General features: G+C 73.7%; 22 protein-coding genes. 14 read left to right on the top strand and 8 right to left on the bottom strand.

Annotation, left to right across the window (positions count from 1 at the left end):
* Positions 1–432: 432 nt before the first annotated feature.
* Complete coding sequence (locus tag ACGF0D_RS28370) at positions 433–1,425, top strand: polysaccharide deacetylase family protein (RefSeq protein ID WP_392921026.1); 993 nt, start codon at positions 433–435, stop codon at positions 1,423–1,425.
* A 623-nt stretch (positions 1,426–2,048) separates the two neighbouring features.
* On the opposite strand, the gene ACGF0D_RS28365 is transcribed toward ACGF0D_RS28370, so the two are convergent.
* Positions 2,049–2,819 (bottom strand): glutamate racemase, encoded by a 771-nt coding sequence (locus tag ACGF0D_RS28365; protein ID WP_392921024.1) that lies wholly within the window; start codon positions 2,817–2,819, stop codon positions 2,049–2,051.
* 57 nt (positions 2,820–2,876) lie between these two features.
* Here ACGF0D_RS28365 and ACGF0D_RS28360 point away from each other — a divergent pair, with 57 nt between their 5' ends.
* Together ACGF0D_RS28360 and ACGF0D_RS28355 are read left to right on the top strand one after the other, a co-directional pair.
* Positions 2,877–4,025, top strand: a complete 1,149-nt coding sequence (locus ACGF0D_RS28360; RefSeq protein WP_392921022.1) for a glycosyltransferase — start codon at positions 2,877–2,879, stop codon at positions 4,023–4,025.
* 77 nt (positions 4,026–4,102) lie between these two features.
* Positions 4,103–4,858 carry an SAM-dependent methyltransferase gene (locus ACGF0D_RS28355; RefSeq protein ID WP_392921019.1) on the top strand — a complete coding sequence of 252 codons (756 nt, stop codon included), beginning with the start codon at positions 4,103–4,105 and terminating at the stop codon, positions 4,856–4,858.
* A gap of 112 nt (positions 4,859–4,970) precedes the next feature.
* Here ACGF0D_RS28355 and ACGF0D_RS28350 read toward each other — a convergent pair whose 3' ends face one another.
* Together ACGF0D_RS28350 and ACGF0D_RS28345 are read right to left on the bottom strand one after the other, a co-directional pair.
* Positions 4,971–5,648, bottom strand: coding sequence for a thiol:disulfide interchange protein DsbA/DsbL (locus ACGF0D_RS28350; RefSeq protein ID WP_392883969.1), 678 nt, complete (start codon positions 5,646–5,648; stop codon positions 4,971–4,973).
* 141 nt (positions 5,649–5,789) lie between these two features.
* Positions 5,790–7,076, bottom strand: a complete 1,287-nt coding sequence (locus ACGF0D_RS28345; RefSeq protein ID WP_392921016.1) for a glycosyltransferase family 4 protein — start codon at positions 7,074–7,076, stop codon at positions 5,790–5,792.
* Positions 7,077–7,521: 445 nt separating this feature from the next.
* Here ACGF0D_RS28345 and mscL point away from each other — a divergent pair, with 445 nt between their 5' ends.
* The 5 genes from mscL to ACGF0D_RS28320 all read left to right on the top strand — a co-directional run bounded on the left by mscL (position 7,522) and on the right by ACGF0D_RS28320 (position 13,424).
* Positions 7,522–7,968 carry a large conductance mechanosensitive channel protein MscL gene (mscL, locus tag ACGF0D_RS28340; protein WP_392921014.1) on the top strand — a complete coding sequence of 149 codons (447 nt, stop codon included), beginning with the start codon at positions 7,522–7,524 and terminating at the stop codon, positions 7,966–7,968.
* Positions 7,969–8,397: 429 nt separating this feature from the next.
* Positions 8,398–9,177 carry a DUF6643 family protein gene (locus tag ACGF0D_RS28335; RefSeq protein ID WP_392883927.1) on the top strand — a complete coding sequence of 260 codons (780 nt, stop codon included), beginning with the start codon at positions 8,398–8,400 and terminating at the stop codon, positions 9,175–9,177.
* Positions 9,178–9,385: 208 nt separating this feature from the next.
* Positions 9,386–10,261, top strand: coding sequence for an MOSC domain-containing protein (locus ACGF0D_RS28330; protein ID WP_392921011.1), 876 nt, complete (start codon positions 9,386–9,388; stop codon positions 10,259–10,261).
* 307 nt (positions 10,262–10,568) lie between these two features.
* Positions 10,569–13,067, top strand: a complete 2,499-nt coding sequence (locus ACGF0D_RS28325) for a right-handed parallel beta-helix repeat-containing protein (protein WP_392921009.1) — start codon at positions 10,569–10,571, stop codon at positions 13,065–13,067.
* A 48-nt stretch (positions 13,068–13,115) separates the two neighbouring features.
* Positions 13,116–13,424, top strand: coding sequence for a DUF6191 domain-containing protein (locus ACGF0D_RS28320; RefSeq protein ID WP_392921006.1), 309 nt, complete (start codon positions 13,116–13,118; stop codon positions 13,422–13,424).
* A gap of 163 nt (positions 13,425–13,587) precedes the next feature.
* Here ACGF0D_RS28320 and ACGF0D_RS28315 read toward each other — a convergent pair whose 3' ends face one another.
* Both ACGF0D_RS28315 and ACGF0D_RS28310 read right to left on the bottom strand, forming a co-directional pair.
* A complete protein-coding gene (locus tag ACGF0D_RS28315) occupies positions 13,588–14,706 on the bottom strand; it encodes a PLP-dependent cysteine synthase family protein (protein ID WP_392921002.1) in 1,119 nt (372 codons plus the stop codon).
* A gap of 103 nt (positions 14,707–14,809) precedes the next feature.
* Positions 14,810–16,090, bottom strand: coding sequence for an ROK family protein (locus ACGF0D_RS28310; protein ID WP_392921000.1), 1,281 nt, complete (start codon positions 16,088–16,090; stop codon positions 14,810–14,812).
* Between the two features lie 17 nt (positions 16,091–16,107).
* Here ACGF0D_RS28310 and ACGF0D_RS28305 point away from each other — a divergent pair, with 17 nt between their 5' ends.
* Together ACGF0D_RS28305 and ACGF0D_RS28300 are read left to right on the top strand one after the other, a co-directional pair.
* Positions 16,108–17,391: an MFS transporter gene (locus ACGF0D_RS28305; RefSeq protein ID WP_392920999.1), complete on the top strand. Its 1,284-nt coding sequence runs from the start codon at positions 16,108–16,110 to the stop codon at positions 17,389–17,391.
* A gap of 108 nt (positions 17,392–17,499) precedes the next feature.
* Positions 17,500–18,072, top strand: a complete 573-nt coding sequence (locus ACGF0D_RS28300) for a HutD family protein (protein ID WP_392920998.1) — start codon at positions 17,500–17,502, stop codon at positions 18,070–18,072.
* 105 nt (positions 18,073–18,177) lie between these two features.
* Here ACGF0D_RS28300 and ACGF0D_RS28295 read toward each other — a convergent pair whose 3' ends face one another.
* Entirely contained in the window at positions 18,178–19,146 is a 969-nt protein-coding gene (locus tag ACGF0D_RS28295) for an esterase/lipase family protein (RefSeq protein ID WP_392920996.1), read from the bottom strand.
* Between the two features lie 149 nt (positions 19,147–19,295).
* On the opposite strand from ACGF0D_RS28295, the gene ACGF0D_RS28290 reads away from it, so the two are divergent.
* Positions 19,296–20,624 carry a PucR family transcriptional regulator gene (locus ACGF0D_RS28290; protein WP_392920995.1) on the top strand — a complete coding sequence of 443 codons (1,329 nt, stop codon included), beginning with the start codon at positions 19,296–19,298 and terminating at the stop codon, positions 20,622–20,624.
* A 111-nt stretch (positions 20,625–20,735) separates the two neighbouring features.
* On the opposite strand, the gene ACGF0D_RS28285 is transcribed toward ACGF0D_RS28290, so the two are convergent.
* Positions 20,736–21,491 carry an acyltransferase gene (locus ACGF0D_RS28285; RefSeq protein WP_392883939.1) on the bottom strand — a complete coding sequence of 252 codons (756 nt, stop codon included), beginning with the start codon at positions 21,489–21,491 and terminating at the stop codon, positions 20,736–20,738.
* Positions 21,492–21,606: 115 nt separating this feature from the next.
* Here ACGF0D_RS28285 and ACGF0D_RS28280 point away from each other — a divergent pair, with 115 nt between their 5' ends.
* Positions 21,607–22,365 (top strand): maleylpyruvate isomerase family mycothiol-dependent enzyme, encoded by a 759-nt coding sequence (locus tag ACGF0D_RS28280; RefSeq protein ID WP_392883940.1) that lies wholly within the window; start codon positions 21,607–21,609, stop codon positions 22,363–22,365.
* A 50-nt stretch (positions 22,366–22,415) separates the two neighbouring features.
* On the opposite strand, the gene ACGF0D_RS28275 is transcribed toward ACGF0D_RS28280, so the two are convergent.
* A complete protein-coding gene (locus tag ACGF0D_RS28275) occupies positions 22,416–23,189 on the bottom strand; it encodes an enoyl-CoA hydratase family protein (protein WP_392920993.1) in 774 nt (257 codons plus the stop codon).
* A 259-nt stretch (positions 23,190–23,448) separates the two neighbouring features.
* Between ACGF0D_RS28275 and ACGF0D_RS28270 the strand changes: the two genes are divergently transcribed.
* Both ACGF0D_RS28270 and ACGF0D_RS28265 read left to right on the top strand, forming a co-directional pair.
* Positions 23,449–23,853, top strand: a complete 405-nt coding sequence (locus ACGF0D_RS28270; protein WP_392920991.1) for a RidA family protein — start codon at positions 23,449–23,451, stop codon at positions 23,851–23,853.
* A 183-nt stretch (positions 23,854–24,036) separates the two neighbouring features.
* Positions 24,037–26,340, top strand: coding sequence for a glycosyl hydrolase family 18 protein (locus tag ACGF0D_RS28265; protein WP_392920989.1), 2,304 nt, complete (start codon positions 24,037–24,039; stop codon positions 26,338–26,340).
* Positions 26,341–26,515 lie beyond the last annotated feature (175 nt).

Below are 26,515 nucleotides of genomic sequence, written 5' to 3'. Positions count from 1 at the left end.
GACGTCTGCACGGGCATTCCAGCTCCACAATCAGTCCACGAAAAATCCTCGTCCCCCCGGCACAACCATCCGTCCGACGCAGCGGTCTCAATGGCATTGAGTGATCCAGGAGCCGTTCGGGGGACGGGTGTGAACCCCCCACCGAGAACAGGAAAGTCCAGGAGCGGAGCCGCCGCCCCTGGAGTCGGAGGCCGGGCTCCGTCCTCCGGCGGTACCGCCACGCCGCTCGGCGAACGAGGGGGAACCGTGCCGCAGTCCCAGTCCACTACATCGATCTCCACGGCCCGCGCCCGGCCGGCACCCGGCGTGCGCGCGCTGCCTCCACCCGTCGCCTGCACGGCGGACCGCCCGCACGGCGGGCATCCGCGCGGAGGGCATCCACACAGCGAGCTTCTTCACGGCGAGCATCGCCACGGCGCGCACCGGGACGGCGTGCACGGGGACGGCACGCATCGGGACAGCGCGCGCCGGGACGGCGGGGGCCGCCACCGGACAGCCGTCGACACGGAACAGCAGGACGCTCGGGGCGAATGGCTGCGGTTCGCCCCCGTCCAGCCGCTGTTCCGGGCCCGGGCCGCCCAACGGCTGGCCGTACTCGCGTACCACGGGGTGACCGACCACCGCTCCTTCGGCGCCCAGCTCGACCGTCTCCAGCGGCTCGCCACACCCGTCTCGCTCGGCGCGGTCCTCCAGGCCGTGACCGAGCGGCGGCCCCTGCCTCCCCGGAGCGTCCTGGTCACCTTCGACGACGCCGACCGGAGCGTGCTCACCCACGCCCTGCCGGCCCTCGACGCCCGGGGGATTCCGGCCACCGCGTTCGTCATCTCGGAACTCATCGGCACCGAACGGCCGTTCTGGTGGCACGAGGCCGACTTCCTCGCCCGGCACGGGGGCCGGGCCCGCTCGCTCGACTGCGGACACCCCTCCCAGTTGCTCCCGCGACTCAAGGCCATGCCGGACCCGGACCGCCGGCGCAGCCTGCACGAGCTACGGGTCAGCGCCGACCGCCGGCCGCCCCGACAGGAACAGCTGACCCCGGCCGACCTGCTCGCCCTGCGGGACGGAGGCGTCGCGATCGGCAACCACACCCAGGGGCACCCCTGCCTCGGGCGCTGCGACGACGACACCGTGCGCACCGAGATCACCGGCGCCCACGAGGCCCTCACCCGCTGGCTGGGCGAACCGCCGATCGCCTTCGCCTACCCGGACGGCGGCCACGACGTCCGCGCTGAAACCGTCCTGCAGGAACTCGGCTACCGCCTCGGATTCCTCTCCGACCACCGCCTGGGCCCCCGCCTCCCCTCACACCCCCTCCAGATCAGCCGCCTCCAGGTCGACTCCACCACCAGCACCCGCCGCTTCGACACGATCCTCTCCGGCCTGGAACCCGCCTACCGCCGCTGGCGCCGCCAAGCCGTCGCCTGACGACCCCACCCGCGCCGCACAGGAAGTCGACCCGGTCGACTTCCTGTGCGCACCACACGGGCTGATCCGCCGGCAAGTAGATCCCCTCCCCCCAGCACCAGGGGACTTCTCGAGCCCCCGCCTGCCACCAGGAATGCCAGAGCACCAACCACGCACGAAAAGTCGACACTGCCGCGATTGCCCATCCACCGGCCCCCGCACAAGAAGTCGGCCGGGTCGACTTCTCGCGCCCACCAATCACAACCCAGGCCTTTGGAGAAACCAAAGCGCCCCAGAAACCAGGCCCACAGGCGGGCACACGAGAAGTCGGCCAGGTCGACTTCTCGCGCACGCCAGCACCGACGGCCCATGCGCGGCAGTCGTTCAATGCAGGGCGAGGTGGGGACCACACAGGTCGCACGGAAAGTCGGACAGGTCGACTTCCCGTGCAACACCAGCACAACTGGGCCCGCAAGCGGCGAATCTATGCGCGTAGAGACTTCCCCGAGAGGGCAGACGCCGCATGAGAAGTCGGCCAAGTCGACTTCCCGCGCGTGCCGCCACCGAGGGGCCGGGTGCGGTGGGCACTCGGCGTGGGAAGTCGGTCGGGCCGACTTCCCGTGCTGGTCGGCCTCTGTGGCGGGTCAGCCGATGAGGGTGGCGAGGGTGCTGCCCTGGGGGTAGAGGGCGGCGGCCGGGGGGAGGGTGGCGGGGGCGCCGGCGTGGAGGACGGTGAGGGTGCCGGTGCCGGTGCGGGTGGGGTCGGCGACGCGGCGGAGGGCCTGGGCGGCGACGGCGTCGGCGGAGCCGTACAGGGCGAGCGCCGGGGAGGCGGTCGGGGCCACGGCGGCGCGGATGCGGTCGTCGACGAGCTCGTAGTGGGTGCAGCCGAGCACGATCACGTCGGTACCGGCCGGCGTGCGGGAGGCGGCGTCGGCGATGGCGGCCGTGACGGCCTCGTCGTCGCCGTGCTCGACAGCGTCCGCGAGGCCCGGGCAGGCGACCTCGGTGATGTCCGCCGAACCGCCGAAGTCGTGGATCAGCCCGCGCTGGTAGGCGCTTCCGGTGGTGGCCGGGGTGGCCCAGATGGCGACCCGACCACCCCGCGCGGCGGCGGGCTTGATCGCCGGGACGGTGCCGATGACCGGCAGCCCGGGCTCCAGTTCGTCCCGCAGGGTGGCGAGCGCGTGGACGGACGCGGTGTTGCAGGCGATCACCAGCGCGTCGGGCTCGAGGGCGGCGGCGGCCCGGCAGCAGCCGAGGGCCAGCTCGGTGACCTCTTCCGGTGTACGAGGCCCCCACGGCATCGAGGCCGGGTTGGAAGAGAGCACCAGATCCACGTCCGGGCGCAGCTTCCGAAGGGCGGCGGCGGCGGCCAGCAGGCCGATTCCGGAGTCCATCAGTGCGATCTTCACGGGTCAAGACTTTAGTCGATCCGCCCGCCGGGCCCCGTTCTGCGGCAGACTGCCGGGGTGACCGTCCTGCTGTGGATCGCCGCGTTCTCCCTGCTGGTCTGGCTCTGGTTGGCGTGCTGCCACGGCTCGTTCTGGCGCACGGACGTTCGACTGCCGCCGCACCGCCCGCCGGTCCGCTGGCCGCAGGCGGCGATCGTGGTGCCGGCCCGGGACGAGGCGTCGGTGCTCCCGGTGAGCCTGCCGACGCTGCTCGCGCAGAAGTACCCGGGGCGGGCCCGGGTGATCCTGGTCGACGACCACAGTTCGGACGGCACCGGCGCACTCGCGGCGGAGCTGCGGACGATCGACGGCCTGGAGCTGACCGTCACCTCCCCTCCCCCGCTGCCGCCGGGCTGGACCGGCAAGCTGTGGGCGCTGCGGCACGGCGTGGCCCTGGCCGGTCCGGACGTCGAGTACCTGCTGCTGACTGACGCCGACATCGCGCACGGCCCGGATTCGCTGGCCGAGCTGGTGGCCGCCGCCGAGAGCAACGGGCTGGACCTGGTGTCCCAGATGGCCCGGCTGCGGGTGGAGACCGGCTGGGAGCGGCTGATCGTGCCGGCCTTCGTGTACTTCTTCGCCCAGCTGTACCCGTTCCGCCGGAGCAACCGTCCGGGCGCCCGGACGGCGGCCGCGGCCGGCGGCTGCTCGCTGGTGCGGCGCGAGGCGCTGGAGCGGGCGGGCGGGGTGGCGGCGATCCGCGGTGCGGTGATCGACGACGTGTCGCTGGCCCGGGCGGTGAAGTCCACCGGCGGTCGGACCTGGCTCGGCCTGGCCGACGAGGTGGACAGCGTGCGCCCGTACCCGCGGCTGGAGCAGCTGTGGCGGATGGTGTCGCGCAGCGCGTACGCCCAGCTCAGGCACTCGCCGCTGCTGCTGCTCGGGACGGTGTCGGGGCTGGCCCTGGTGTACCTGGTGCCGCCGGTGGCGACGGTGGCCGGGCTGGTGGCGGGAGCACCCGCGGTGGCCGCGGCGGGCGGGGCGGCGTGGGCTCTGATGGCGGGCACGTACCTGCCGATGGTCCGGTACTACGGGCAGCCGGCCGCGGCCGTGCTGCTGCTGCCGTTCACCGCGGCGCTGTACCTGCTGATGACGGTGGACTCGGCGGTGCAGCACTGGCGCGGCCGCGGCGCGGCGTGGAAGGGCCGGACCTACTCCCGGGCCTGAGGAACCCCCGGGGATCCTCCCGAGAACCCCCTACGGAACCCGCTGCGCGGCGGGCCGCCCCGATCCATACTGCTCGAATGGACCGTCAGCAGATCTCCCGCCTCGCCCACGCCCGTCACCCGATCGCGGCTCCGCTGGCGGACGAGTCGGTGGCCCGGCTGCTGGACCGCGCCATGGCCGGGACGGAGCAGGGCCTGGCGCTGGACCTCGGCTGCGGCGAGGGTGCCTGGCTGCTCCGGGCGCTGGCCGCCGGACCGGGCTGGCGGGCGGTGGGCGTGGACCTGGACGCGGCGGCGCTGACCCGGGCCCGGGAGGTCGCCACCGCGCTCGGCGTGGTCCGCCGGATCGGCCTGCACCACCTGGACGCCCGGGAGTTCTCCTCGAAGGAGCGCTTCGACCTGGTGCTGTGCGTCGGCGCCACCCACGCGTTCGACGGTCTGCTGCCGACGCTCGCCGCGGCCCGCGAACTCCTGGCCCCGGGCGGGAGGTTGCTGGTCGGCGAGGGGTTCTGGCAGTGCGAACCGTCGCGGGCGGCACTGGACGGGCTGGGCGCGGAACGGGAGGACTTCGCGGATCTGGCGACGACCACCGACCGGGTGCTGGCCGACGGCTGGACGCCGCTGTTCGGGCACGTCAGCACCGAACAGGAGTGGGACGAGTACGAGTTCTCCTGGACGGGCTCGCTGGCCGAGTGGGCCCTGGACCACCCGGACCACCCCGGCGCGGCGGCCGCCCGCGAGGCCGCGGACCGGCACCGCACCGGATGGCTCCACGGCTACCGGGGGACGCTCGGCTTCGTCACCTACCTGCTGCGCCGCGACCGAGGCGAGTGAACGCCCCACGGTGACCGGCCACTTCCGGTTCGGCGCGAGAAAGTCGATGCGAGGAAGTCGACGCGAAGGAGTCGACGCGAAGAAGTCGACGTGAGGGAGTCGGCGCGAGAGCTCAGTGGCGGTTCTTCGCCTGCTCCTTCTGCACCAGCTGGTCGAGCACCTCGGGCATCGCGGCGACGCCGCCGGCCTGGGTCGGCGAGGTGCGGTACTCGCCCTGGATGACGACCGTCGGCAACTCGGCGACGCCGTAACGGGTGAAGGCGGCGGCGGCCTCGTCGACCGACCCCGTCACCTCGGCGGAGCGGTACGCCCGGCCGAACGCCTCGGCGTCGACGCCCTGGGTCACGGCCCAGTCGGTGGCGGTGGCCTCGCTGGTGACGTCGCGCCCCTCGTTGTGCACGGCGCGGAAGGCGCCGGCCTGCAGGCGGTCGACCAGGCCGAGGCGCTCCAGCGTGAAGTACAGCCGGGCGTGGCCGCGTTGCACGGCCTCCTCCCGACTGCCGGGCCAGATGGCCGGGATGCGGCGCAGCACGACATCGGCGCGGTGCTTCTCCGCCCAGGCCTGCAAGGGCTGTTCGAGCGCCTGGGAGTGACCGCAGTCGTACCAGAAGAACTCGGCCGCCTCGGTCCGGGTGCTGTCGCGAACCGGTTGCGGGTGGTCGAGCCTGACAAACTTGGCACCCTTGTGGGGGAATTGGTGGGTCATCGCGCCGGCCTGGACAGGGGACGCGGCGATCCCCACGGCGACGGCAAGCAGGACGGTGGACCGCAACAGCGACTTCGAGTTCATCACACCGGGCAGTGTGCTGGCGGCGGTCCGTTACCGGCCGGTTCCCGCGGTACGGGCCGCGCCGGATTCGCCCGGACGGCGCACCCGCGCCAAGCCTGTTGACGGGGCGGACCACCTGACGGGGCAAGGTGGCGGCACTGGTCAGCGGGTGCCTTCCGGTCCCGCCGTCCACACCTCGGCGACCAGTTGCTGCCAGGCGTCCACGACGGCGCCCAGCTCGAAGTGTTCCAGCGCGTGCGCCCGGGCCGCCGCGCCGAGGCCCGCCCGGTTGACCGCCAGCACCTTGCCCAGTGCCTCGGCGAGGGCGAGCGGGTCCCCGGGGGCGACCAGCGCGCCGGTCGCCCCGTCCCGGACCACCTCGCGCACCCAGCCGACGTCGGTGGCCACGGCGGGTACCCCGGCCAGCGCCGCCTCGATCAGGGCACCGGGTACGCCCTCGCTGTCGCTGGTCAGCAGCAGCGCGTCGGCGGCCCGGTAGAGCGGGGCCGGGTCGGGAAGCGGGCCGAGGAAGTGGGCGCGCGCGGCGGCCGGGTGGCGGGCCAGCGTCTCGCGCAGCGGTCCGTCCCCGGCGACGGCCAGGCGGACGTCGGGCAGCCGGTCGAGCACGTCGAGGGCGAGGTCGAGTCGCTTCTCCGGGGCTATCGCCCCGATCCAGGCGACCAGCAGCACGTCGGCCGGCAGGCCCAGCGCGTGCCGCGCGGCACGCCGGTCGTCCCGGCCGTCGGCGGGCGGATAGCTCTCGGCGGCACGGGAGTTGGGGATCACGTGCACTTTGCCCTCGGGCAGCCGGAACTGCTCCTCCAGGACGACGCGCGCCTCGTCGGTCAGGGTGGTGACGGCGGCCGCGCGGTGCATCAGCGCGCCGCCGCGCACCCGGCGCAGCCGGTTGGCGGTCCAGTAGCGCGGGTGGCCGACCGAAACGTAGACGAAGGGCGTACGGGTTCCGGCCAGCGCGAGGGCGCAGGCGGCCAGGGTGTCCGAGCCGTGGGCGAGCACCACGTCGGCGGCGCGCGCGGCGGCGCGCAGCGCCCGCAGGGTGCTCGGGTGCAGCCGGCCGGGGCCCAGTACGGCGGCGGAGCGCAGCGCGGCGGCGGCGGAGCAGTCGGCGGCGGCCGAGTCCGCGGACCCAGGGGCCGGATCGGCGGACTCCGCGCCCTGGTCTGCGGAGTCCTGGCTCCCGGAGCCCCGGCCTGCGTGATCCCGGTGCCCGGAATCCCGACCTCCGGAATCCCGGCCCGCCCCGGCGGGGCAGACGTGGTTGGCCGGGTGCGGGGCGAGGGCGCACAGTTCGGAGGACTGCCCCCGACGACTCAGTTCCCGGTGGAGGTCACGGGCGAAGTTCTGTGCGCCGCCACGGCGTGAGTCGCTGATCAGATGCAGGACACGCGGACGGTTTCCGGCCGGATCGGCCGACGAGTGGTCGGGCATGGACCGACCTTGGCACAGTGCTCCGCCCGGTACATCCCCTTCGCGCAACCTGATGGTGGCCCATCCGCCCGCACTTGTACACCCGATGTGCGCCACAGGGCCGCCGTCGTGCGCCGGATGCGACCGCCGTGCGCCCCGTCTCGCCCCCTGCCGCGCTCCGTTTCACCCCGTCGCGCCGGGTCGGCGCCGTCCGGGATCGTCGTGTGCCGGTGTCAAATGCCGCGTCGCGCCGTCGACTTGGGTCGGCTGTTCGACGGGCGAAAGACCGGTACGCGGAGCGCCCCCGCCCCGCCCGGCCCGTGACGGCGGGGCCCGGCGGCCGTTACCCGGTTCGGGTGAACGCGGTTGGACCTCGGCCCGGGCCGGTCGGCAGGATGTCCGGCCGGGGCGGCACCCGCCGTGCCGCCCCATCTCCCCCTGCCCCGTACTGATTTGGAGTCACCCGGTGTTCAAGGGATTCCGCAGCTTCCTGCTGCGCGGAAACGTGGTGGACCTCGCGGTCGGCATCGTGATCGGCGCGGCCTTCACCGCCGTCGTCACCGGGTTCGTCAGCGCCTTCCTCACCCCGCTGGTCGGCGTCGCGTCCGGCGCCGTCGGCGACTTCACCCAGAAGACCTTCGACGTGGCCGGCACCCGGTTCCCGTACGGCCTCTTCGTCAACGCGGTCATCGGCTTCGCCCTGACCGCCGCCGTCATCTACTTCGCCGTGGTGCTGCCGGTCGGCAAGCTCCAGGCCCGCTTCGAATCGGCCAAGCCCGCCCCGGCCGTGAAGGTGGACTGCCCGGAGTGCCTGAGCTCCATCCCGGCCGCCGCGACCCGGTGCTCCTTCTGCACCTCCGAGGTCGCCAAGCCGGTTCTGCCCGCACAGGCCCAGGCGCTGCAGTCGCACTGACCGCGGGAACCGGGCGGACGCCGGCCCGTCGCCCGGTCGGCACCGGACCCGCATCGGGCCGACTGCGCAGGTCGCGGGCCCGGATCGAACCCCCGGAGAAACTGACGGGGACTTTATTCCCGAAACATTCACGAGCCCCCGTCGCCCCCACGGCGGGGGCTCGAATGCGCCCGCGCACGCCTGTCCGGAAAAAGTTTCTCCGCAGGACCCCCGGCCGTCCACCGGCCGGTCACCACAAGGCCTCCCGCAGCCTCCGTCCGGCCACTGTTCGATCACTGACGGGGCGCCAAGGTTGTCCGGAACCGGACGCCGGAATGTCCGGCTTTCCTACTTTCGAAACCTTTGTGCGAGCGAAGACTGTGTAAACACTCGAACTGCTCCCCCTCCCGCTCTCCTCAGTAGGCGCGTTGTGGGCTTACCGTATGCCCCATGACCTCGCCCCGCTCCTACGACGGAGTCGGCTACCCCTCTCCGTCCTTCTCCTCCGGAACGCCGATCTACGACAGCCTCGTGGCTGAGCGCGGCGTCCCCCAGATCGCGCCCATCAACGTGCCGGCCGCCCTCCCGCCGGCACTGTCCTCCGGTTACGGATCCGGCCTCGGCCAGTCCCACGAGAACCGGTACGGCAACGGGTACGAAAGTGCCGGCAGCAACCTCCCCGCGCTGCCGCCCGCCCGCCTCGCCCTGGGCCCCGGCCCGAGCAGCGGTCCCTCCGCCGGCCCCGCCACGGCGTACATCCCCGCGCAGCCCGCGCCGGCGTACGCCGCCCCGCAGCCGCCGGTCCCCGGCTACGGCTCCCCCCAGCCGTACCAGCGACCGCAGACCGGCACCCCGGCCTTCACCCAGTCCACCGGCAGCGGCTACCAGCCGACCGGCGGCCAGAGCTTCGGCGGCCAGAACACCTTCATCAGCGCCCAGGGTGGCCAGCAGTCCTTCGGCGCGCAGCCGGCCGGCGGCCCGGGCGGTTTCGGCCAGGGCCAGCCCGCCGCTCCGCAGGGCTTCGCCGGCCAGCAGTCCTTCGGCGGCCCGACCGCCGGCGGCCCCGGCTTCCAGGGCCAGGGCGGCGAGCAGTCCTTCGGCGGCGCCCAGCTGCGCCCGGCTATGGCGCCGGTCGCGCCGGTCCGCCCGATGCAGCCGCAGCGCCCGGGCGGGTACAACGAGCCCGGCCAGTTCCAGGGTGGCTACCAGCCGCAGGGCCAGGGCTACTGAACCGCGGCTGACGCCCCGAGGCCGTCCCCCACGCGGCCCGCACCCGCACCACCTGAGCAGCACCCGGCGCCCCCCGTACGCCGGGCGAACGGAGAAACGGGTCATCCACGGACCGCCCGGCACGCCCCCCACGGCGTCCCGGGCGGTCCGTGCGCATACGGGGCCCCTGACCTGCGGCCCCGGGCCGGCCGGCTGGCAGGATGGAGGAATGCACCTCACCGGACTCCACGTCTATCCCGTCAAGTCGATGTACCGCCTGAGCCCGGAAAGCGCCGTGGTCCACCCCTGGGGTCTGGCCGGAGACCGCCGCTGGATGCTCGCCGACTCGACCGGACGGTTCGTCAGCCAGCGCGAGAACCCGGCCCTCGGACAGATCCGGGCCGGACTGCTGCCCGACGGCGTCCTCACCCTGACCGCCCCCGACGGCTCCCGGATCGAGGTCCCCGCCCCCGCCGTCGCGTCCGGCGACGCGCTCGCCGACGTCGAGGTCTGGGGCACCCGCTTCCACGCCGCGCAGGCCGCCGAGGAAGCACACCGGTGGATCGCCGAGCACCTCGGCGACTACCGCCTGGTGCACCTGGACGACCCGCGCGCCCGGCCGGTCGACCCCGAGTACGGCGCGGCCGACGACCGGGTCTCGATGGCCGACGGCTTCCCGCTGCTGCTCACCACCACCGCCTCGCTGGACCGGCTCAACGAACTGATCGCCGCCGAACACCCCGACGGCCACGAGACCCTGCCGATGGAGCGCTTCCGCCCGAGCGTGGTGGTCGGCGGCGCCGAGCCGTGGGCCGAGGACACCTGGCGCCGGATCCGGATCGGCTCGGTCACCTTCAAGGTGGTCAAGCCCTGCGGCCGCTGCGTGGTCACCACCACCGACCAGGAGACCGGCGAGCGGCGCGGCAAGGAACCGCTGCGCACCCTGGCCAAGCACCACCGGCTGATGAACAAGGCCGCGTTCGGCCAGAACCTGATCCCCGAGCGGCCGGCCGGGGTCGAGGGCGACGCGCTCGGCACGCTGCGGCTGGGCGACGAGGTCGAGGTGCTGGAGGACGGGGCGCACTGGCCCGCCGGCGGACGCTGAGGGCTTGGGCGGACGCTGCGGGCATGGCTGGACGCCGAAGACACGGGCGGACGCCGGGCGCACGGGCGGACGCCGGGCGCGTGCCGTGCTCCGGAACCGGCGCGTCCCGGACGGAACCACCGCTGTGCGCGCTCGTTGAAACAAGTGGTCGGAACCTGTGGCGGCGCTGAGCGCTACCGGTGTCCGCGCGACCGCGGGCGGCCGGACCACCCACGTGGGCGCGCTACGGTGGGCGGGCGGCCCGCGCACACCCGCGCGTTCGGCCCGATGATCGCCGGCTCGACGAAGGTGGGGACGACAGACCGTCATGGCTGAGCACAGGGTCCGGGTCACCCAGGACAGCGCATCCCGCTGGCGTCGCCGCGCGGGCGAGTACGACACGCTCGCGGAGGCCCTGGCCGCCGCCGAACCGGGCGACACCGTGACCGTCCGGCCGGGCACGTTCCGGGAGAACGTGCTGCTGGACAAACCGGTGACGATCGTCCCCGCCCAGGGCCCGGGGACGGTCCGGATCGACCCGCCCTCCGGGGTGGCCCTCACCGTGACCGCCGCCGCGACCGTACGCGACCTCGTGGTCGAGGGCGGCGACAGCTCCACCCCGGCCGTCCTGGTCACCGGACCGGAGGCGGCCCCCGCCTTCAGCGGCTGCCGGATCGAGACCCGCTCGGCCACCGGGATCGAGGTCGCCGACGGCGCCCGGCCGACCCTGCGCGGCTGCGTGGTCACCAACCCGGGCGGGCTCGGACTGCGACTGCGCGGCGCGGACACCGCCGCCGCCTTCGAGGACTGCGAGGTCGCCGCCGCCGGCCAGGCCGGACTGGCCGTCCTCGGTGGCGCCACCGCGGCCCTGGACCGCTGCCGCATCCACCACGCCTCCGGCGCCGGCGTCCTGCTCTCCGACCCCGGCAGCGCGGCCGAGCTGACCGGCTGCGAGATCTACGAGATCCGCGGCAGCGGCGTGCAGGCCGACGCGCAGGCGGGCGGCCGGCTGGTCGACTGCGAGATCCACCGGGTCACCGGCAACGGTCTGACCCTGGACGGCGAGGCCGAGCTGGTGCTCACCGGCTGCCGGGTGCACGACCTGCCCGAGAACGGCGCCGACCTGCGCGGACGCGCCCGGCTGAGCCTCGCGCACAGCACTATCAGGGACTTCGGGCGCGGGGCGCTGTCCGTCTGGGACCAGGGCACCGAGGCCGTCGCCGAGTCCTGCCAGATCCACGGCTCGACCGGCGAGTACCCGGCGCTGTGGGTCAGCGACGGCGCCCGGCTGACCCTCACCGACTGCTCGCTGCACGACCTGCCGGACGCCCTGTTCGTCCTCGACCGGGACTCCGCCGCCACCGCCGAGGGCTGCTCGTTCAGCCGGATCCGCAGCTCGGCGGTCTCCGTCAGCGGCGGGGCCACCGTCTCCCTGGCCTCCTGCCGGGTGCAGGAGGCGGGCACCGGGCTCTGGTTCCGCGACCACGGCAGCGGCGGACTGCTCACCGACTGCGAGATCTCCGACGTGGCCACCGGCGTGATCGTCACCAAGGGAGCCGACCCGGTGCTGCGCGACTGCACCGTACGGGCCAGCACGGACGCCGGGGTGTACGTCTCGGCCCAGGGACGGGGCACCTTCGAGGACTGCCGGGTCTCCCAGGGCAAGGGCTTCGGCTTCCACATCATCGACGGCTGCCGGACCCAGCTCACCCGGTGCCGGGCGGAGCACAACCAACGGGCCGGGTTCGAGTTCTCCGAGCCCGGTCCGGTCACGGAGGGGTGCATCTCGGACGACGTCGCGGCCGCTCCGGTGCCGGCCGCCCCCGCCGCTCCCGGTGGCGGGGCCGGGCCCGGGCTGGGGTCGGGACCGGCGTCCGGGCGCGGCTCGGGGCTGGGGGCGCCGTACGGGTCCACCGACGTGCCGGCGCCGCGGACGGCCCAACTGACCGCGGCGGTCTCGGCGTTGGCGACGTCCGGGGCCGCGTCGGCGATCTCGCCGATCCCGGACTGCCGCCCGGCCGAGGAGGCGCTCGCCGAGCTGGACTCGCTGGTCGGGCTGGCCACCGTGAAGCAGGAGGTGCGCACGCTGATCGACCTGATCTCGGTCGGCCGGCGCCGCCGCCAGGCCGGGCTCAAGGCGCCCTCGCTGCGTCGGCACCTGGTCTTCACCGGGGCACCGGGCACGGGCAAGACCACCGTCGCCCGGCTGTACGGCGAGATCCTCGCCTCGCTCGGGGTGCTGCAGCGCGGGCACCTGGTCGAGGTGGCCCGGGTGGACCTGGTCGGCGAACACATCGGCTCCACCGCGATCCGCACCGCGGCCGCCTTCGACCGGGCGCGCGGCGGGGTGCTCTTCATCGACGAGGCGTACGCGCTCGCGCCCGAGGACGGGGCCCGGGACTTCGGGCGCGAGGCGATCGACACCCTGGTCAAGCTGATGGAGGACCACCGGGACGAGGTGGTCGTCATCGTGGCGGGCTACACCGCCGAGATGGAGCGCTTCCTCTCCGCCAACCCCGGTGTCTCGTCCCGCTTCTCGCGCACCATCGGCTTCCCCGACTACACGGCGGACGAGCTGCTGGAGATCGCCCGGGCGCAGTGCGCCGAGCACGAGTACGCGCTCTCCGAGGAGACGGAGCAGGCGCTGCTGGAGCACTTCGGGGGGCTGGAGCGCGGACCCAGCTTCGGCAACGGGCGCACCGCGCGGCAGGTCTTCGAGACCATGGTCGAGCGGCACGCGGTGCGCGTCGCCCACCTCACGGACCCGTCGACGGAGGAGCTCCAGTTGCTCGTTCCGGCCGACCTGCCGGCGGCACCGCTGCCGTAGGGCCCCGGTCGGGGAACTCGCCCGCCGTGCCGGGCCGTTGAGGCGGGCATGGGTGTACTGCTGACGGGCGCGGCGGGCGGGTTGCTGCTGCCGGCCGGACTGGTCGTGGTGTTCTTCCTCGGCGCGGTGGTACGGCGGCTGCGCGCCCGGCCGGCGGCGGGATCCGACGGTGGGCGCGGCACGGGTGCGACCGCGACGGAGGAACTGCACGCGCTGCTCTACCCGAGCAAGCGGGTGCAGTTGGAGCAGCGGCGGGTCGAGCTGGTGCTGCGGGACGACGAACACGACGGCGCACCGAAGCGTACGGGGATCGACCTCGCGGGCGGACGGGCGGTGATCCGGCGGGTGACGGGGTGACGGGTAGCGGGTGACGGGTGACGGCGAACAACGAACAGCCGACGGATGACAGCTGACAGAATCTGAAATCTGTCATCCGTCAGCTGTTATCTGTTATCTGTCGGCTGTCATCGGTCCGCTGTCATCTGTCAGCCGGCACCTGTTCGCGGGCCCGCCCCTCGCGTCACGCCGTCCAGATGCCGTCGGCCAGGAAGGACTCCAGCGCCGCCCGGTAGGGCGCGATGTCGATCCGCTCGCCGGCCAGCCAGTCGTCCGAGTAGTACTTGTCCAGGTAGCGGTCCCCGGGGTCGCAGATCAACCCGACCACGCTGCCCGTCCGCCCGGCCTCCCGCATCTCGGCGACGATCCGCAGCGCGCTCCAGAGGCCCGTCCCCGTGGAGGCCCCCGCCTTCTTGCCGAGCACCTGCTCCAGCACCCGCACGGCGGCGATCGACGCGGCGTCCGGCACCTTCATCATCCGGTCGATCGCCCCCGGGACGAAGCTCGGCTCCATCCGCGGCCGCCCGATGCCCTCGATCCGCGAGCCGCTCTCGCAGACGGCGTCCGGGTCGTGGCGCACCCAGCCGTCGTAGAAGCAGGAGTTCTCCGGGTCCGCGACGCAGATCCGGGTGTCGTACTGCATGTAGTGGACGTACCGGGCGATGGTCGCCGAGGTGCCGCCCGTCCCGGCGGTGGCCACGATCCAGGCCGGCTCGGGGTGCGGCTCCAGGCGCAGCTGGGCGAAGACCGACTCGGCGATGTTGTTGTTGCCGCGCCAGTCGGTGGCCCGCTCGGCGTAGGTGAACTGGTCCATGTAGTGCCCGCCGGTCTCCTCGGCGAGGCGGGCGGAGGCTTCGTACACCTCGTCCGAGCGCTCGACCAGGTGGCACTCGCCGCCGTGGAACTGGATCAGGTCGATCTTGGCCTGGCTGGTGCTCTTGGCCATCACGGCGATGAACGGCACGCCGACGAGTTGGGCGAAGTACGCCTCGGAGACGGCGGTGGAGCCGCTGGAGGCCTCGATCACCGGCTTGCCGGGCCGGATCCAGCCGTTGCAGAGCCCGTAGAGGAAGAGCGAGCGGGCCAGGCGGTGCTTGAGCGAGCCGGTCGGGTGGGTGGACTCGTCCTTGAGGTAGAGGTCGATCCCCCACTCCGCGGGCAGCGGGAAGCGCAGCAGGTGGGTGTCGGCGGAGCGGTTGGCGTCGGCCTGGACCTTGCGCACCGCCTCCTTGAGCCAGGCCCGGTACTCCGGGTCGGAGCGGTCGACGTCGGCGGTCGGCTCGATGCCGGACTGGATGCTCATGGTCGCTGTCTCCCTCGTGGTGACCCCCCAAATTGCTCACTACGAGTGTATGAGAGTCACGATAAGTGACCGTTTTCGAAGGGCCAGCTTCCGCTTATCGCTCTCAGGACTGAACCGGCACCGACTGCGGGTCCGCCAGGTACGGCCCCCAGCCCAGCTCGGCCGCGCCAGCGAGCGCACCGTGCGCCAGCTCCGCACCGACGATCGGCACCCGCCCGCTGCGCCCCCACAGGCTGCGCTCGGCGACCACCGACCGCAGCCGGTCGGGCGCGGCCTCCAGCAGGTGGAGGTGCAGCCCGCTGAGGACCACCCGGTCGGGGTTGAGGATGTTGGCAACGCCCGCCAGGCCCAGTCCGAGCCGGTCGATGACGTGCTCCACCGCTACCCGCGCCCGGTCGTCCGTCGCGGCCGCGCGGCACAGCTCGCGCGCCTGGTCGAGCAGCGGGCGCCCCGGTTCCGGGGTGAGTCCGGCGGCGGCGAACAGCGCGTCGGGGTCGGTCTCCGAGTTGAGGCAGCCCCGGTTGCCGCACATGCACGGCCGGCCCTGCGGATCGACCGTCAGGTGGCCGACCTCCAGGGCGAGGCCCGCGCTGCCCGTGTGCAGGTGGCCGTCGATGACCAGCGCGCCGCCGACGCCGCGGTGGCCGGAGGTGACGAAGAGCAGGTGGCGGGCGCCCCGGCCGGCGCCGTGCCGGTACTCGGCGAGCGCGGCCAGGTTGGCGTCGTTCGCGACCGCGGCGGGCAGCGGGCGCAGCGCGTTCGGGCCGTGGTCGGCGCGGCCGACCTCGACGTCGTACAGGTCGGCGACCGGGGTGCCGCTGGGCCAGGCGAAGTGCAGCGCGGCGAGGGCGGTGCCGTCCGGCTCGGTGACCGGGTTGGGCAGCGCGAGCGCGGCGCCCAGGCAGCGGCGGCCGGTCGCGCGGGCGAGGTCGGCGCCGGCCACGGCGACGGCGCGCAGCATCCGGACCGGGTCGGTGGCGGCGGGCAGCGGCAGGTGGACGGGCGGGTCGAGCAGCCCGCCGAGGCCGGCCAGGGTGACGCTCAGTCCGTCGGCGTGGATCTGCCCGGCGACCACGACCGGGCCCTGCGGGTCGATCGCGAGCCGGTGCGAGGGGCGGCCCCGGCCACCGCCCGCCGGGCGCGAGTCGACGGTGATCAGCCCGAGCGCCTCCAGCTCGGCGGTGACCGCGCCGGCGGTGGCCCGGGTGACGTCCAGCGCGCGGGTGAGCGCCGAGCGGGTCGGCGCCTGGCCGGTGTGGATCAGGGAGAGCGCGGGGCCGAGCAGCGTCCGGCCCCGGTCGGGAGCCGCGCGGCGGTGGCTGTCGCGCTGCGCGTCGGAGTCGTTCCCGGTACCGGGCCTCGGGCTTGATGGTGAGAGCTGCACGCCTCTATTGTGACTTTGTGTCGCTTCGAAACAAAATCGGTTCACGCATCAGACCCGACGCCCCCTCCTCCCAGTCTCGCAGCACACCCCCGGCGACCGACAGCCCCTGGGGCCCTGCACGTGTCGCCCTCACCGCGTTCTTCGCCATCGACGGCTTCCTCTTCGCCGCCTGGGTCGTCCGCATCCCGGACGTCCGCAGCCAGGTCAGCGCCTCGCACAGCTCCCTCGGGCTCGCCCTGCTCTGCCTGTCCATCGGCGCCGTCCTCACCATGCCGATGGTCGGCCGGCTCTGCCTGCGGTACGGCCCGCGCCCGGTCACCGTCGGCTCGCTCGCCCTGCTCAGCCTCGCCGTCCCCCTGCCGGCGCACGCCCACTCGGTCACGGCGCTCGGCGGGGTGCTGCTGCTGTTCGGCGCGGGGTACGGCGGAGCCAACGTCGCGATGAACAGCGCCGCCGTCGACCTGGTCGCGCAGCTGCGGCGGCCCGTGATGCCCAGCTTCCACGCCGGGTACAGCTTCGGCGGGCTGGCCGGCACCGGGGTCAGCGGACTGGTCGCCGGACCGCTGAGCACCGCGTGGGCGCTCGCCCTCAGCGCGGTGCTGGGCATGGCCGTCACCATCGCCGCGGGCATCGTCCTGCTGCGCAGCCCGGCGGCGGAGCAGGTCGCGCCGGACCGGGCGAGCCGTACGGGCGGCGCGGGCCGCACGGGAGCGGACGCGGGCTCCGCCGGTGGCCGCACCCGGCTGCTCGTCCTGCTGCTCGGCCTCACCGCGCTCTGCACCGCGTACGGCGAGGGCGCGATCGCCGACTGGACCACGCTCCACCTGTCCGACGACGTCCATGCGAGTTCCGTGGTGGCCGCCACCGGCTACGGCGCGTACGCGTTCGCGATGGCCGGCGGACGGGTCGGCGGCACCTGGCTGTCCATCAGGCTCGGCCAGACCCGGCTGATGCTGTTCGGCGGGCTGACGGCGGCGGCCGGCATGCTGGTCGCCGCCCTGGCGCCGGTGGTGCCGGTGGCGATCTGCGGTTTCGTGCTGGTCGGCCTCGGACTGGCCAACCTCTTCCCGCTCGCGCTCGCCCGGGCCGGCGCGGCGGGCGGACCGCAGGGCGTCGCGTTCGCCTCCTCACTCGGCTACGGGGGGATGCTGATCGGCCCGGTGGTGATCGGCTTCCTGGCGGACGCGGCCGGACTGCCGCTGGCCCTCACCACGGTCGCGCTCGCGGCCACGGTGGCGGCGCTCCTGCCGCTGTCGGTCGGACGGCGGGCGACGGGCGACCGGGTGACACCCGACAGCTGACGGACGACGGACGACGGACGACGGACGACGGACGACGGATAACAGATAACAGCTGATGAAATCTGTCATCTGTCAGCTGTCGTCCACCATGTGACAGGATGCGGGGCCATGACGACCAGCGAACGCTTCCAGGTACTGCGGGCGAGCGAGCGCCCGGCAACGGCGTGGCTCAACGGGGGCGGGGTGACCAGGGAGGTCGCCGGGTTCCCAACCGGAGCCGGGCTGGACGCCTTCGACTGGCGGGTCAGCCTGGCGGACGTCGCCACGGCCGGACCGTTCTCCCCGTTCCCCGGGATCGACCGGGTGATCACCCTGGTCGAGGGCGCCGGCATGGTGCTCACCGTCGACGGCGCCGAGCAGCTGGTCGACGCACCGTTCCGGCCGTTCGCCTTCTCCGGCGACGCCACCACCGACTGCCGACTGCCGGCCGGCCCGGTGGTGGACTTCAACGTGATGACGCGTCGCGGGCGGATCGAGGCAACGGTGAGCATGGCGACGGCGGGCACCACGGTCGGCGTCCCGGACGGGAGCACCGTCCTCCTGGTCTGCCTCGCCGGCAAGGCGACCGTCGACGGCGTCGAACTCACCCGCCACGACGCCGCGTTGCTCGACGCCCCGGACGCGTACGAGCTGAACCCGGACGGCACCACCGCCGTCGTCACCTTCCGCGCCGCCCCCTGACAGCCGACCGGCCGACACCCCGGAGGAAGCGAAGACCGGCACACCGGCGAAGGGCGGCGCTCCCACCTCCCGGACCGTCCCGGAGGCAGGAGCGCCGCCACCGCATCACCCGCAGAGCACCGGCGTGGCGTGCGCCGGATCCAGGGCGTTGGTCACCAGGTGCAGCGCTGTCGGCGAGAACGCGATCGCGACGTGCTCCACCAGCGACACCGGGCAGTGCGCCTGCACCACCTGGTTGTCGACGTCCGGACCGTTCAGGAACTGGGTCTGCCACGGGGTGACGACCAGGTCGAAGACCGTCGAGACCACCGTGTAGCTCACGCCCGGGACGGTGTCCGGCCGGGAGGCCATCAGCCGGTTGAAGTCGGAGCCCACCGCCTGGTCCCGGCAGGCCTGGCAGAGCGAGTAGACCAGGTCCGTGACGCCCGGGAAGAACGACGCCAGGTTGACGATCCCGTCGAGCGTCGTGCCGTGGTTGGACGGTGCCAGCCCGACCATCCTGCCGACCTTGGACCCGCCGCCGAGGAACTTGAGGTAGTAGTTCGGCATCATGCCGCCCTGCGAGTGCCCGACGATGTCGACCTTGGCCGCACCGGTCGCGTTCCTCACCAGGTCCACGAACCGGGCGAGTTGGGCCGCCGACTCCGGGACCGGCCCGAGGCCGCCGATCGGCAGCAGCAGGCCGCTGCCGCTGGAGGTGACGCCGGGGACGGTCCCGTAGTCGAGGGCGAAGACGCAGTACCCGAGGCTCTTCAGCAGCGGGGAGAGCGCCAGCCAGTTCTCGTAGCGGTTGGCGAAGGTGCCGTGCACCAGGACCACCGGGTCGGGGTGCGCCGCGCTCGGCCGGCAGGTCCAGTCGTTCGCGCCCGGCGGCGAAGCCACCGTGTCACCGTCCGGCGGAAGTTCGGCCGAAGCAGCGGGCGGAGCGGCCGCCGAAGCAGCGGGCGAACCGGCGGGCGAGGCGGCAGGCGAAGCAGCCACAGCGGCCGCACTGGTCGGCGACACCGCCGCACCGACCAGCAGCGCCACCGCCAGCAGCAGCACGCCCAGCGCACCACCGGCCCTGCCACGCACGGGAATTGCGGAGAAGCGGAGAAGTGGGGTTCTCAACTGTTGCCTCCACAGCGGAAGTTTGTTACCAACAGGTAACCCGAGGGCTCCATCATGCGGTCGCCCCTCCGGCCCGGCCCTTGGGCGTCCCCCAGACCTGGACGGTGTTCTCTGTGACCGGTCACAACGCACCCGACTGCACGCCCCCGAACGCCACCGGCCGGACTCCGCACTGGCGCGTCCCCGTGATCGGCGGGCTCCCGGCCGACCAGCGGCTGCTCGGCGGCTCACGGGAGTTGGCCGAGACCGTGGCCTCCGCCCTGCTGGAGAGAGTACCGGTCTACCGACGGCTGCCCCGCGAACAGCTCGCCGGCGAACTGACCAGGGACACCGAGCGCCGCATCCGCGCCCTCGCCCACACCGTACGGACCGGACTCCCCGCCTCCGCCGAGGAGTTCGCCGCCGTCCGGGAGTCAGCCGCCCGGCGCGCCGAGGAGGGCCTGCCACTGGACGCCGTCCTGCTCGCCCACCATCTCGGGCTGGAGGTCTGCTGGGAGTTCGCCACCCGGTACGCCCGGGACGGCGACACCGCTGACCTGCTCGTCCTCAACCGGCTGCTGCTCGACCAGCTCCGCCAGGCGGCCACCGCCGCCGGTGCGGGCTTCCTGGAGGGCCGGCGTCCGGCAGCCGACCGGCGGGGCGCGGCCCGGCGCTCCCTGCTCGGCGCGCTGCTCGCGGGCACCTCCTATGACGAAGCCGCCGACCGCGCCGGACTCCGGCTGCCCGCCGGGTACGCCGTGCTCTGCCTGTCCGTCGCCGACCACCCCGACGAACACGCCCCCGGCGTCGACCAGGGTATCGCCGCCCGCCGCAAGCTCCACCGGTTCGAAGCCGAACTCGACCACCGCACCCGGCAGTCGGCACTCACCGCGCTCACCCCCACGGGAGGCATGGTACTCATCCCCTTCGGCCCGTCACCCGGCCCGGACAAGGAGGACGCCGGCGAGGACGACACCGACGAGCCGCCCTGGCCGCTGCTCGCCGCCGCCCTCGCCGCGGCCGCCAGGGCGGCCGGCGCTCCCGTACTGGTCGGAGCCGCCTCGGCCGGCCCCGCCGAGGTGCCCGCAGCGGCCGCCCTCGCCTACGAAGTCCTGGACGTGGCACGGGCGTTCGGACGACCGCCGGGGCTGCACCGGCTGGACGACGTCCTGCTGGAGTACCAGCTCACCCGGCCCAGCCAGGCCCGCTCCCGGCTCGCCGCGCTGCTCGAACCGCTCGCCGGGGCCGGGGAGTTGCTCATCACCCTGCACACCCATCTGGCCGGGGGTCTGAACCGCCGACACACCGCGAGCGCCCTGCACCTGCATCCGAACACCGTCGACTACCGGCTGCGCCGGATCGCCGCGCTGACCGGCCTGGATCCGAGTCGCCCCGCCGACGTCCCGCGGATCACCGCCGCCATCGCCGCCCGCACGGCCGAACAGTCCTCCCTCAGCGGCTAGTTCGAAGCCGCCCGCCCAGAGCCACCCATAGCAACCCAAGGCAGCCCAAGGCCAAGGCCCTCAGGGCCGCCCAAGGCCCCCAGACCCGTCCATGGCACCCGGCCGGCGAGGTCAGCCCTGCTCCCCCGGCAGCCGCAGGTCCCAGCCGACCAGGGCACGCAGCTGCTCCGCGGTCACACCGTCCGGCACCGGCTGCGGAGCGTCGTGGCGCAGCGGCGGCTGCCAGCCCTCCTCCTCGGTCCAGCGGCGCACCACCTTGGCCGGCGCGCCGGCGACCACGCTGTGGTCGGGCACCTCGCCGCGCACCACGGCGCCCGCCGCGACCACCACGTTGCGGCCGATCCGCGCCCCCGGGAGGATCACCGCGCCGGTGCCGATCCAGCTGCCCGCGCCGATCTCCACCGGTTCGTTGCGCGGCCACTGCTTGCCGATCGGCAGCTCGGTGTCCCGGTACTCGTGCGCCTGGTCGCTGATGTACACGCCGGGACCGGTCCACACGTCGTCACCGATGACGATCGACTGGTGGCCGACGATGTGGCTGTCCCGGCCGATCACGCAGCCGCCGCCGATCCGCACGATCGGCTCCGGTCCGAGGTCGAGCCCGGGCAGGAACCCGGCGCTGATGGTCACCCGCTCGCCGATGATCGAGAACGGCCCGATGGTGATCCACTGCTCGTTGAACACCGCCCCGAGCGGGAAGGTGAGCGTCGTGCCGTCCCCCAGCTCGCCGAACCGGTACGGGCCGGGGTTGCGGTTGCTGACCGCGCCGGTCCGCTGCACCCAGCGCCAGCCCCGGTGGACGAGGCGTCCGGCGGCGCGACGGCCACCGGTCCGGACGGCTGAGAGAAGGGAACGGGTTATCGGCATGCGCTCACGTTACCGGCCCGTAGCATCCGCCCGTCCGCCGGGAGCCGTCCGGAAGGTCCGAAGGAATGTCCGGAATCCGCGACCCCCGGCCGACCGCGGTGGAAGACTCCGTCCCATGGAGATCACCGAGCACATCGACGCGCTGCGCCAGGAGGGCACCCGGCTCGCCGAGGCCGCGGCCCGCACCGAACTGTCCGCCCCTGTTCCGACCTGCCCCGAGTGGCAGCTGACGGACCTGCTGCGGCACATCGGCTCCGTGCACCGCTGGGCCGCCGCGTTCCCCTCCCGGGGCCTGCGGGCGCCGCTGGACGAGGCGGACGCGCAGGCCGCCGTCGGGCCGCTGCCCTCGGACGCCGCACTGCTCGACTGGTACCGCGAGGGCCACGCCGCCCTGCTGGACACGCTCACCGCGGCGCCCGCCGACGTGGAGTGCTGGAGCTTCCTCCCCTCGCCCAGCCCGCTGGCGTTCTGGGCCCGGCGCCAGGCCCACGAGACCGCCATCCACCGCCACGACGCCGACGCGGCCGCCGGGGTGCCCGGTCCGACCGTGGACACCGCGCTCGCCCTGGACGGCATCGACGAGCTGCTGAGCGGCTTCATGGCCGGCAGCCGGTCCAAGCTGCGCAGCGACCGGCCGCGCACCCTCCGGGTCCGGGCCACCGACGGCGCCGGCTCCTGGCACCTGACGATCACCCAGGAGCCGCCGGCCGTCACCACCGACGGGGGCTCCGAGCCGGCCGACCTGACCCTCACCGGCCCCGCCGACGAACTCTACGTGCTGCTGTGGAACCGGCTGCCCGCCCGGCGGGCCGGGAAGGTCCAGGCGATCGGCGACGAGGGCCTGCTCGACCTCTGGCGGGACGCCGCGATCTGATCGCGACGGCCGTTCCTCGGGCGTGGCGCCGACCCGCCCGGGGACCGCAGTCAGCGCACCCAGCGCGCGGGCCGCTTCTCCAGGAACGACCGCATCCCCTCCTGCGCCTCCTCCGAGCCGAACAGCCGCGCCGACAGCTCCACCAGCTCGTCCGCGTCCCGCTCGAAGGAGCGCACCACCTCGGCGTTGGCCAGCCGCTTGGACTCCGCCAGGCCCTGCGGGGAGCCCAGGCGCAGCGCGTCCAGCAGGCCCTTCAGGACCACGCCGGTGGACTCGGCGGAGTCGGTGGCGCTGGTGATCAGCCCGATCCGGGCGGCCTCGGCGGCGTCGAAGACCTCGCCGGTGAGGTAGTAGCGGGAGGCGGCGCGCGGGTCCAGCTTCGGGCGCAGCGGCAGCGAGATGACGGCGGGCGCGAGACCGAGCCGCACCTCGGTGAAGGCGAAGGTCGAGGCCGGTCCGGCGACGGCGAGGTCCGCCGCGCCGACCAGGCCGAGGCCGCCGGCCCGGACGTGCCCGTCGATGACGGCGATCACCGGCTTGGCGCAGTCCACGATCGCCCGCTGGAGTTCGACCAGGCCGCGCGGGCCGACCGTCGGGTCGGCGCCGGTCGCCTCGGAGAGGTCCGCGCCCGCGCAGAACACCTTGCCGGTGTGCCCGAGCACCACCGCGCGGACCTCCGGGTCGGCCGCGGCGGTGGCCAGCCCGGCGTGCAGCTCGGCCATCAGCCGGGTGGAGAGCGCGTTGCGGTTGTGCGGCGAGTCGAGGGTGAGCGTGGTGACGGCGTCGGCGGTACTGACGTGGACGAGGGGCACTGCGCTGGTCATCGGCGGGGCCTGCCTTCCGGCTGAGGGTGGGTCGGACTGCGGACGCGGCCCGGGGGCTGCCCGGACGACGCCCGGACGACTCTGGCACGCCCACCCGCCGCTCGGCCAGAGCCAACCCGTCCGACGGCCGCCCCGGTCGCCCGATTCCCCTCCGCCGACCTGCCGTTCCCGCGCGAACTGCCCGTGGTGGAGCGCTGAGCCGCCGCGGTGGCGGGGCCGGGCTTGCGGGCACGAGGGATCATGGATCAGGATCCGCGTCATGACCTCCTCTCACCTCACCCACATCACCGAGCCGCCCGGTGTCGCCCCCGGCACCGGCTACACCCAGGTCGTCCACGGCAACGGCCGAATCGTCCAGGTGTCCGGCCAGGTCGCGTTCGACGAGCGCCGGAACCTGGTCGGCGCGGGTGACCCGAAGGCGCAGGCACGGCAGATCTTCGAGAACCTGCGCCGTTGCCTGGCCGCCGCAGGAGCCGGCTTCGACGACGTCGTGAAGCTCACCTACTTCATGACCGACATCTCCTACCTCTCGGCCATCCGCGAGGCCCGCGACGAGTGCCTGGGCTCCGGCCCGCTGCCCGCCTCCTCCGCCATGCAGGTGGCGGCGCTGTTCCTGCCCGAGGTGCTGATCGAGATCGAGGCGATGGCGGTCGTCCGGGACTAGCCGGCGCGGGCGCCGCGCACCCTCTCCCCAGTGGTACAGACCTGTTGACGCATTGGTCCAGTCCTCCTACAGTTCCCATGCCTTGCCTCCCCACGGCACAGGCATCGATCGCACACGGGCCAATCACGGATCAACCAAGGTTCTACGTCACCCTGTTCAACCCCCACAGCCACAGGGAGAACCATGTCCGCTCGATCCCGGGCCGGGCGCCCGCGCGTGCGCAGCAGACTGCTCGCACTGGTCTCCGTCCTGCTCCTGCCCCTCGTCGCGCTCACCGCGCTGGCCGCCCCGGCGAACGCCGCCGGGAAGCTCACCGCCACCTTCACCACCGCCGACAACGGCTCCTGGTGGCAGGGCACCTACATCGTCCACAACGACAACGCGACCGCGGTGAGCGGCTGGACCCTGGAGTTCGACCTCCCGGCCGGCGTCACCATCGGCAACAGCTACAACGGCACGGCGACCGTCAACGGCCGGCACGTCACCGCCACGGCCGCGTTCTACAACTCCACCGTCAACGCCCACAGCACCACCGAGCCGTACAGTTTCTGGTTCGTCGGCAGCGGCCCGGTCTCCACCCCGCTCAACTGCCGTATCAACGGCGACAAGTGCGACGGCACGGCGGACGTCCCGCCGTCCGCGCCGGGCACCCCGACGGTCACCGGGTCCACCGCGCACACGCTCGCGCTGAGCTGGCCGGCGGCCACCGGCGGGGACTTCCCGGTCGCCTCCTACGACGTGCTGAGCGGCGGCGCCGTGCTCGCCTCCAGCCCGTCCACCAGCGTGCTGGTCGGCGGTCTCACCCCGGCCACCTCGTACACCCTGAGCGTCCGGGCCAAGGACAGCCGCGGCAACACCGGCCCGCTCAGCGCGTCCGTCACCGCGTCCACCTTCGACCCCTCGACCGACACCTCGCCGCCCACCGCACCGGCCAACCTCCGGGCCACGACGGTCGGTTCGACGGACGTGACGCTCGCCTGGAACGCCGCCACCGACAACGTCCGGGTCGCCGCGTACGACGTCTACCAGGGCGGCGCCCTGGTAGCGACGGTCACCGGCGGCACGCTCGGCGCGACCGTCGGCAGCCTCTCGCCGTCCACCACCTACACGTTCACCGTGAAGGCCCGGGACGCCGCCGACAACGCCTCGCCCGCCTCCGCCCCGCTCACCGTGACCACCTCGGACCTGGTCGGCGCCGGGAAGTACGCCCGGGTCGGCTACTTCGTCCAGTGGGGCATCTACGGCCGCCAGTACTTCGTCAAGAACCTGGACACCTCGGGCGCCGCCGCCAAGCTCGACGTCGTCAACTACGCCTTCGAGAACATCGATCCGGTCAACCTGACCTGCATGGCGGGCGTCACCAAGGGCACCACCGGCAACCCGGAGGACCCGGACCAGGGCACCGGCGCCGGTGACGCCGACGCGGACTACGGCCGGGCGATGAGCGCCGACCAGTCGGTGGACGGCGTGGCCGACGACGGCTGGGGCAAACTCCGCGGAAACTTCAACCAGTTGAAGAAGCTCAAGGCCAAGTACCCGAACCTGAAGGTGGTCGTCTCGCTCGGCGGCTGGACCTACTCCAAGTACTTCTCCGACGCCGCCGCCACCGACGCGTCCCGCCAGAAGTTCGTCAAGTCCTGCGTCGACACCTGGATCAAGGGCAACCTGCCGGCCTACAACGGCGCCGGCGGCGACGGCGTGGCCGCGGGCATCTTCGACGGCATCGACCTCGACTGGGAGTGGCCCGGCTCCGGCGACGGCCACCCGGGCAACCACTGGAGCGCCAACGACAAGAACAACCTGACCCTGCTGCTGGCCGAATTCCGCAAGCAGCTGGACGCGTTGGGCGGCTCGCACAAGCTGCTCACCGCCTTCACCCCGGCCGACCCGACGAAGGTCGCCGCCGGCTGGGACCTCTCGAGGATCTTCGGCTCGCTGGACATCGCCAACGTCCAGGGCTACGACTTCCACGGCTCGGGCAGCGACAACTCCTGGGAGCCGAACCGCACCGGCCACGCCTCCAACCTCTACCAGGACCCGAACGACCCCTACACCACCCACTTCAGCATCGACGCGGCCGTCCAGACGTACCTGAACGCCGGCGTCAACCCGCGCAAGCTGACCATCGGCTTCCCGTTCTACGGGCGCGGCTGGCAGAGCGTCGCGGACGGCGGCGCGAACGGCGCCTGGCAGTCCGCGAACGGCGCCGCACCGGGCCAGTTCAGCGACGAGGCCGGGACCCGCGGGTACAACAACCTGATCACCAGCCTCTCCGGCCTCAAGGTCTACCACGACCCCAAGTCCGTTGCGACGTACGGCTACACGGGAGCCGGCGGGCAGTGGTGGAGCTTCGACGACGCCTGGTCGATCGCGCAGAAGACCGCCTACCTCAAGTCGAAGAACCTGCTCGGCGGCATGATCTGGGAGATGTCCGGCGACACCCCGTCCGGCACCCTGATGTCCGCGCTGGACACCGGGCTCAGGTAGCTCCGGAACGGCGCCACGAACAGAACGGAACGGCGCCACGAACGGAACGGGCCGGGGGCCCCCCCCCCCCCCGGGGGGGGGGCCCGCCCCCCCGGGCCCCCCCCCCCGCCCCCCCCCGGCCCCCCCCCCCCCCCCCCCCCCCCCCCCGGGGGGGCGCCCCCCCCCGGGGGCGGGG

Origin of the sequence: Kitasatospora sp. NPDC048298, assembly GCF_043201465.1 — a bacterium.
Lineage (GTDB): Bacteria > Actinomycetota > Actinomycetes > Streptomycetales > Streptomycetaceae > Kitasatospora.
This window is presented reverse-complemented; position numbering and strand designations above follow the sequence as displayed.

Coding starts and splice junctions, on each gene's coding strand:
- ACGF0D_RS28355 (WP_392921019.1), top strand. CDS start 4,103: ATGGACCGTCAGCAGATCTCCCGCCTCGCCCACGCCCGTCACCCGATC.
- ACGF0D_RS28350 (WP_392883969.1), bottom strand. CDS start 5,648: ATGAACTCGAAGTCGCTGTTGCGGTCCACCGTCCTGCTTGCCGTCGCC.
- ACGF0D_RS28345 (WP_392921016.1), bottom strand. CDS start 7,076: ATGCCCGACCACTCGTCGGCCGATCCGGCCGGAAACCGTCCGCGTGTC.
- ACGF0D_RS28335 (WP_392883927.1), top strand. CDS start 8,398: ATGACCTCGCCCCGCTCCTACGACGGAGTCGGCTACCCCTCTCCGTCC.
- ACGF0D_RS28330 (WP_392921011.1), top strand. CDS start 9,386: ATGCACCTCACCGGACTCCACGTCTATCCCGTCAAGTCGATGTACCGC.
- ACGF0D_RS28325 (WP_392921009.1), top strand. CDS start 10,569: ATGGCTGAGCACAGGGTCCGGGTCACCCAGGACAGCGCATCCCGCTGG.
- ACGF0D_RS28320 (WP_392921006.1), top strand. CDS start 13,116: ATGGGTGTACTGCTGACGGGCGCGGCGGGCGGGTTGCTGCTGCCGGCC.
- ACGF0D_RS28315 (WP_392921002.1), bottom strand. CDS start 14,706: ATGAGCATCCAGTCCGGCATCGAGCCGACCGCCGACGTCGACCGCTCC.
- ACGF0D_RS28300 (WP_392920998.1), top strand. CDS start 17,500: ATGACGACCAGCGAACGCTTCCAGGTACTGCGGGCGAGCGAGCGCCCG.
- ACGF0D_RS28285 (WP_392883939.1), bottom strand. CDS start 21,491: ATGCCGATAACCCGTTCCCTTCTCTCAGCCGTCCGGACCGGTGGCCGT.
- ACGF0D_RS28280 (WP_392883940.1), top strand. CDS start 21,607: ATGGAGATCACCGAGCACATCGACGCGCTGCGCCAGGAGGGCACCCGG.
- ACGF0D_RS28275 (WP_392920993.1), bottom strand. CDS start 23,189: ATGACCAGCGCAGTGCCCCTCGTCCACGTCAGTACCGCCGACGCCGTC.
- ACGF0D_RS28270 (WP_392920991.1), top strand. CDS start 23,449: ATGACCTCCTCTCACCTCACCCACATCACCGAGCCGCCCGGTGTCGCC.
- ACGF0D_RS28265 (WP_392920989.1), top strand. CDS start 24,037: ATGTCCGCTCGATCCCGGGCCGGGCGCCCGCGCGTGCGCAGCAGACTG.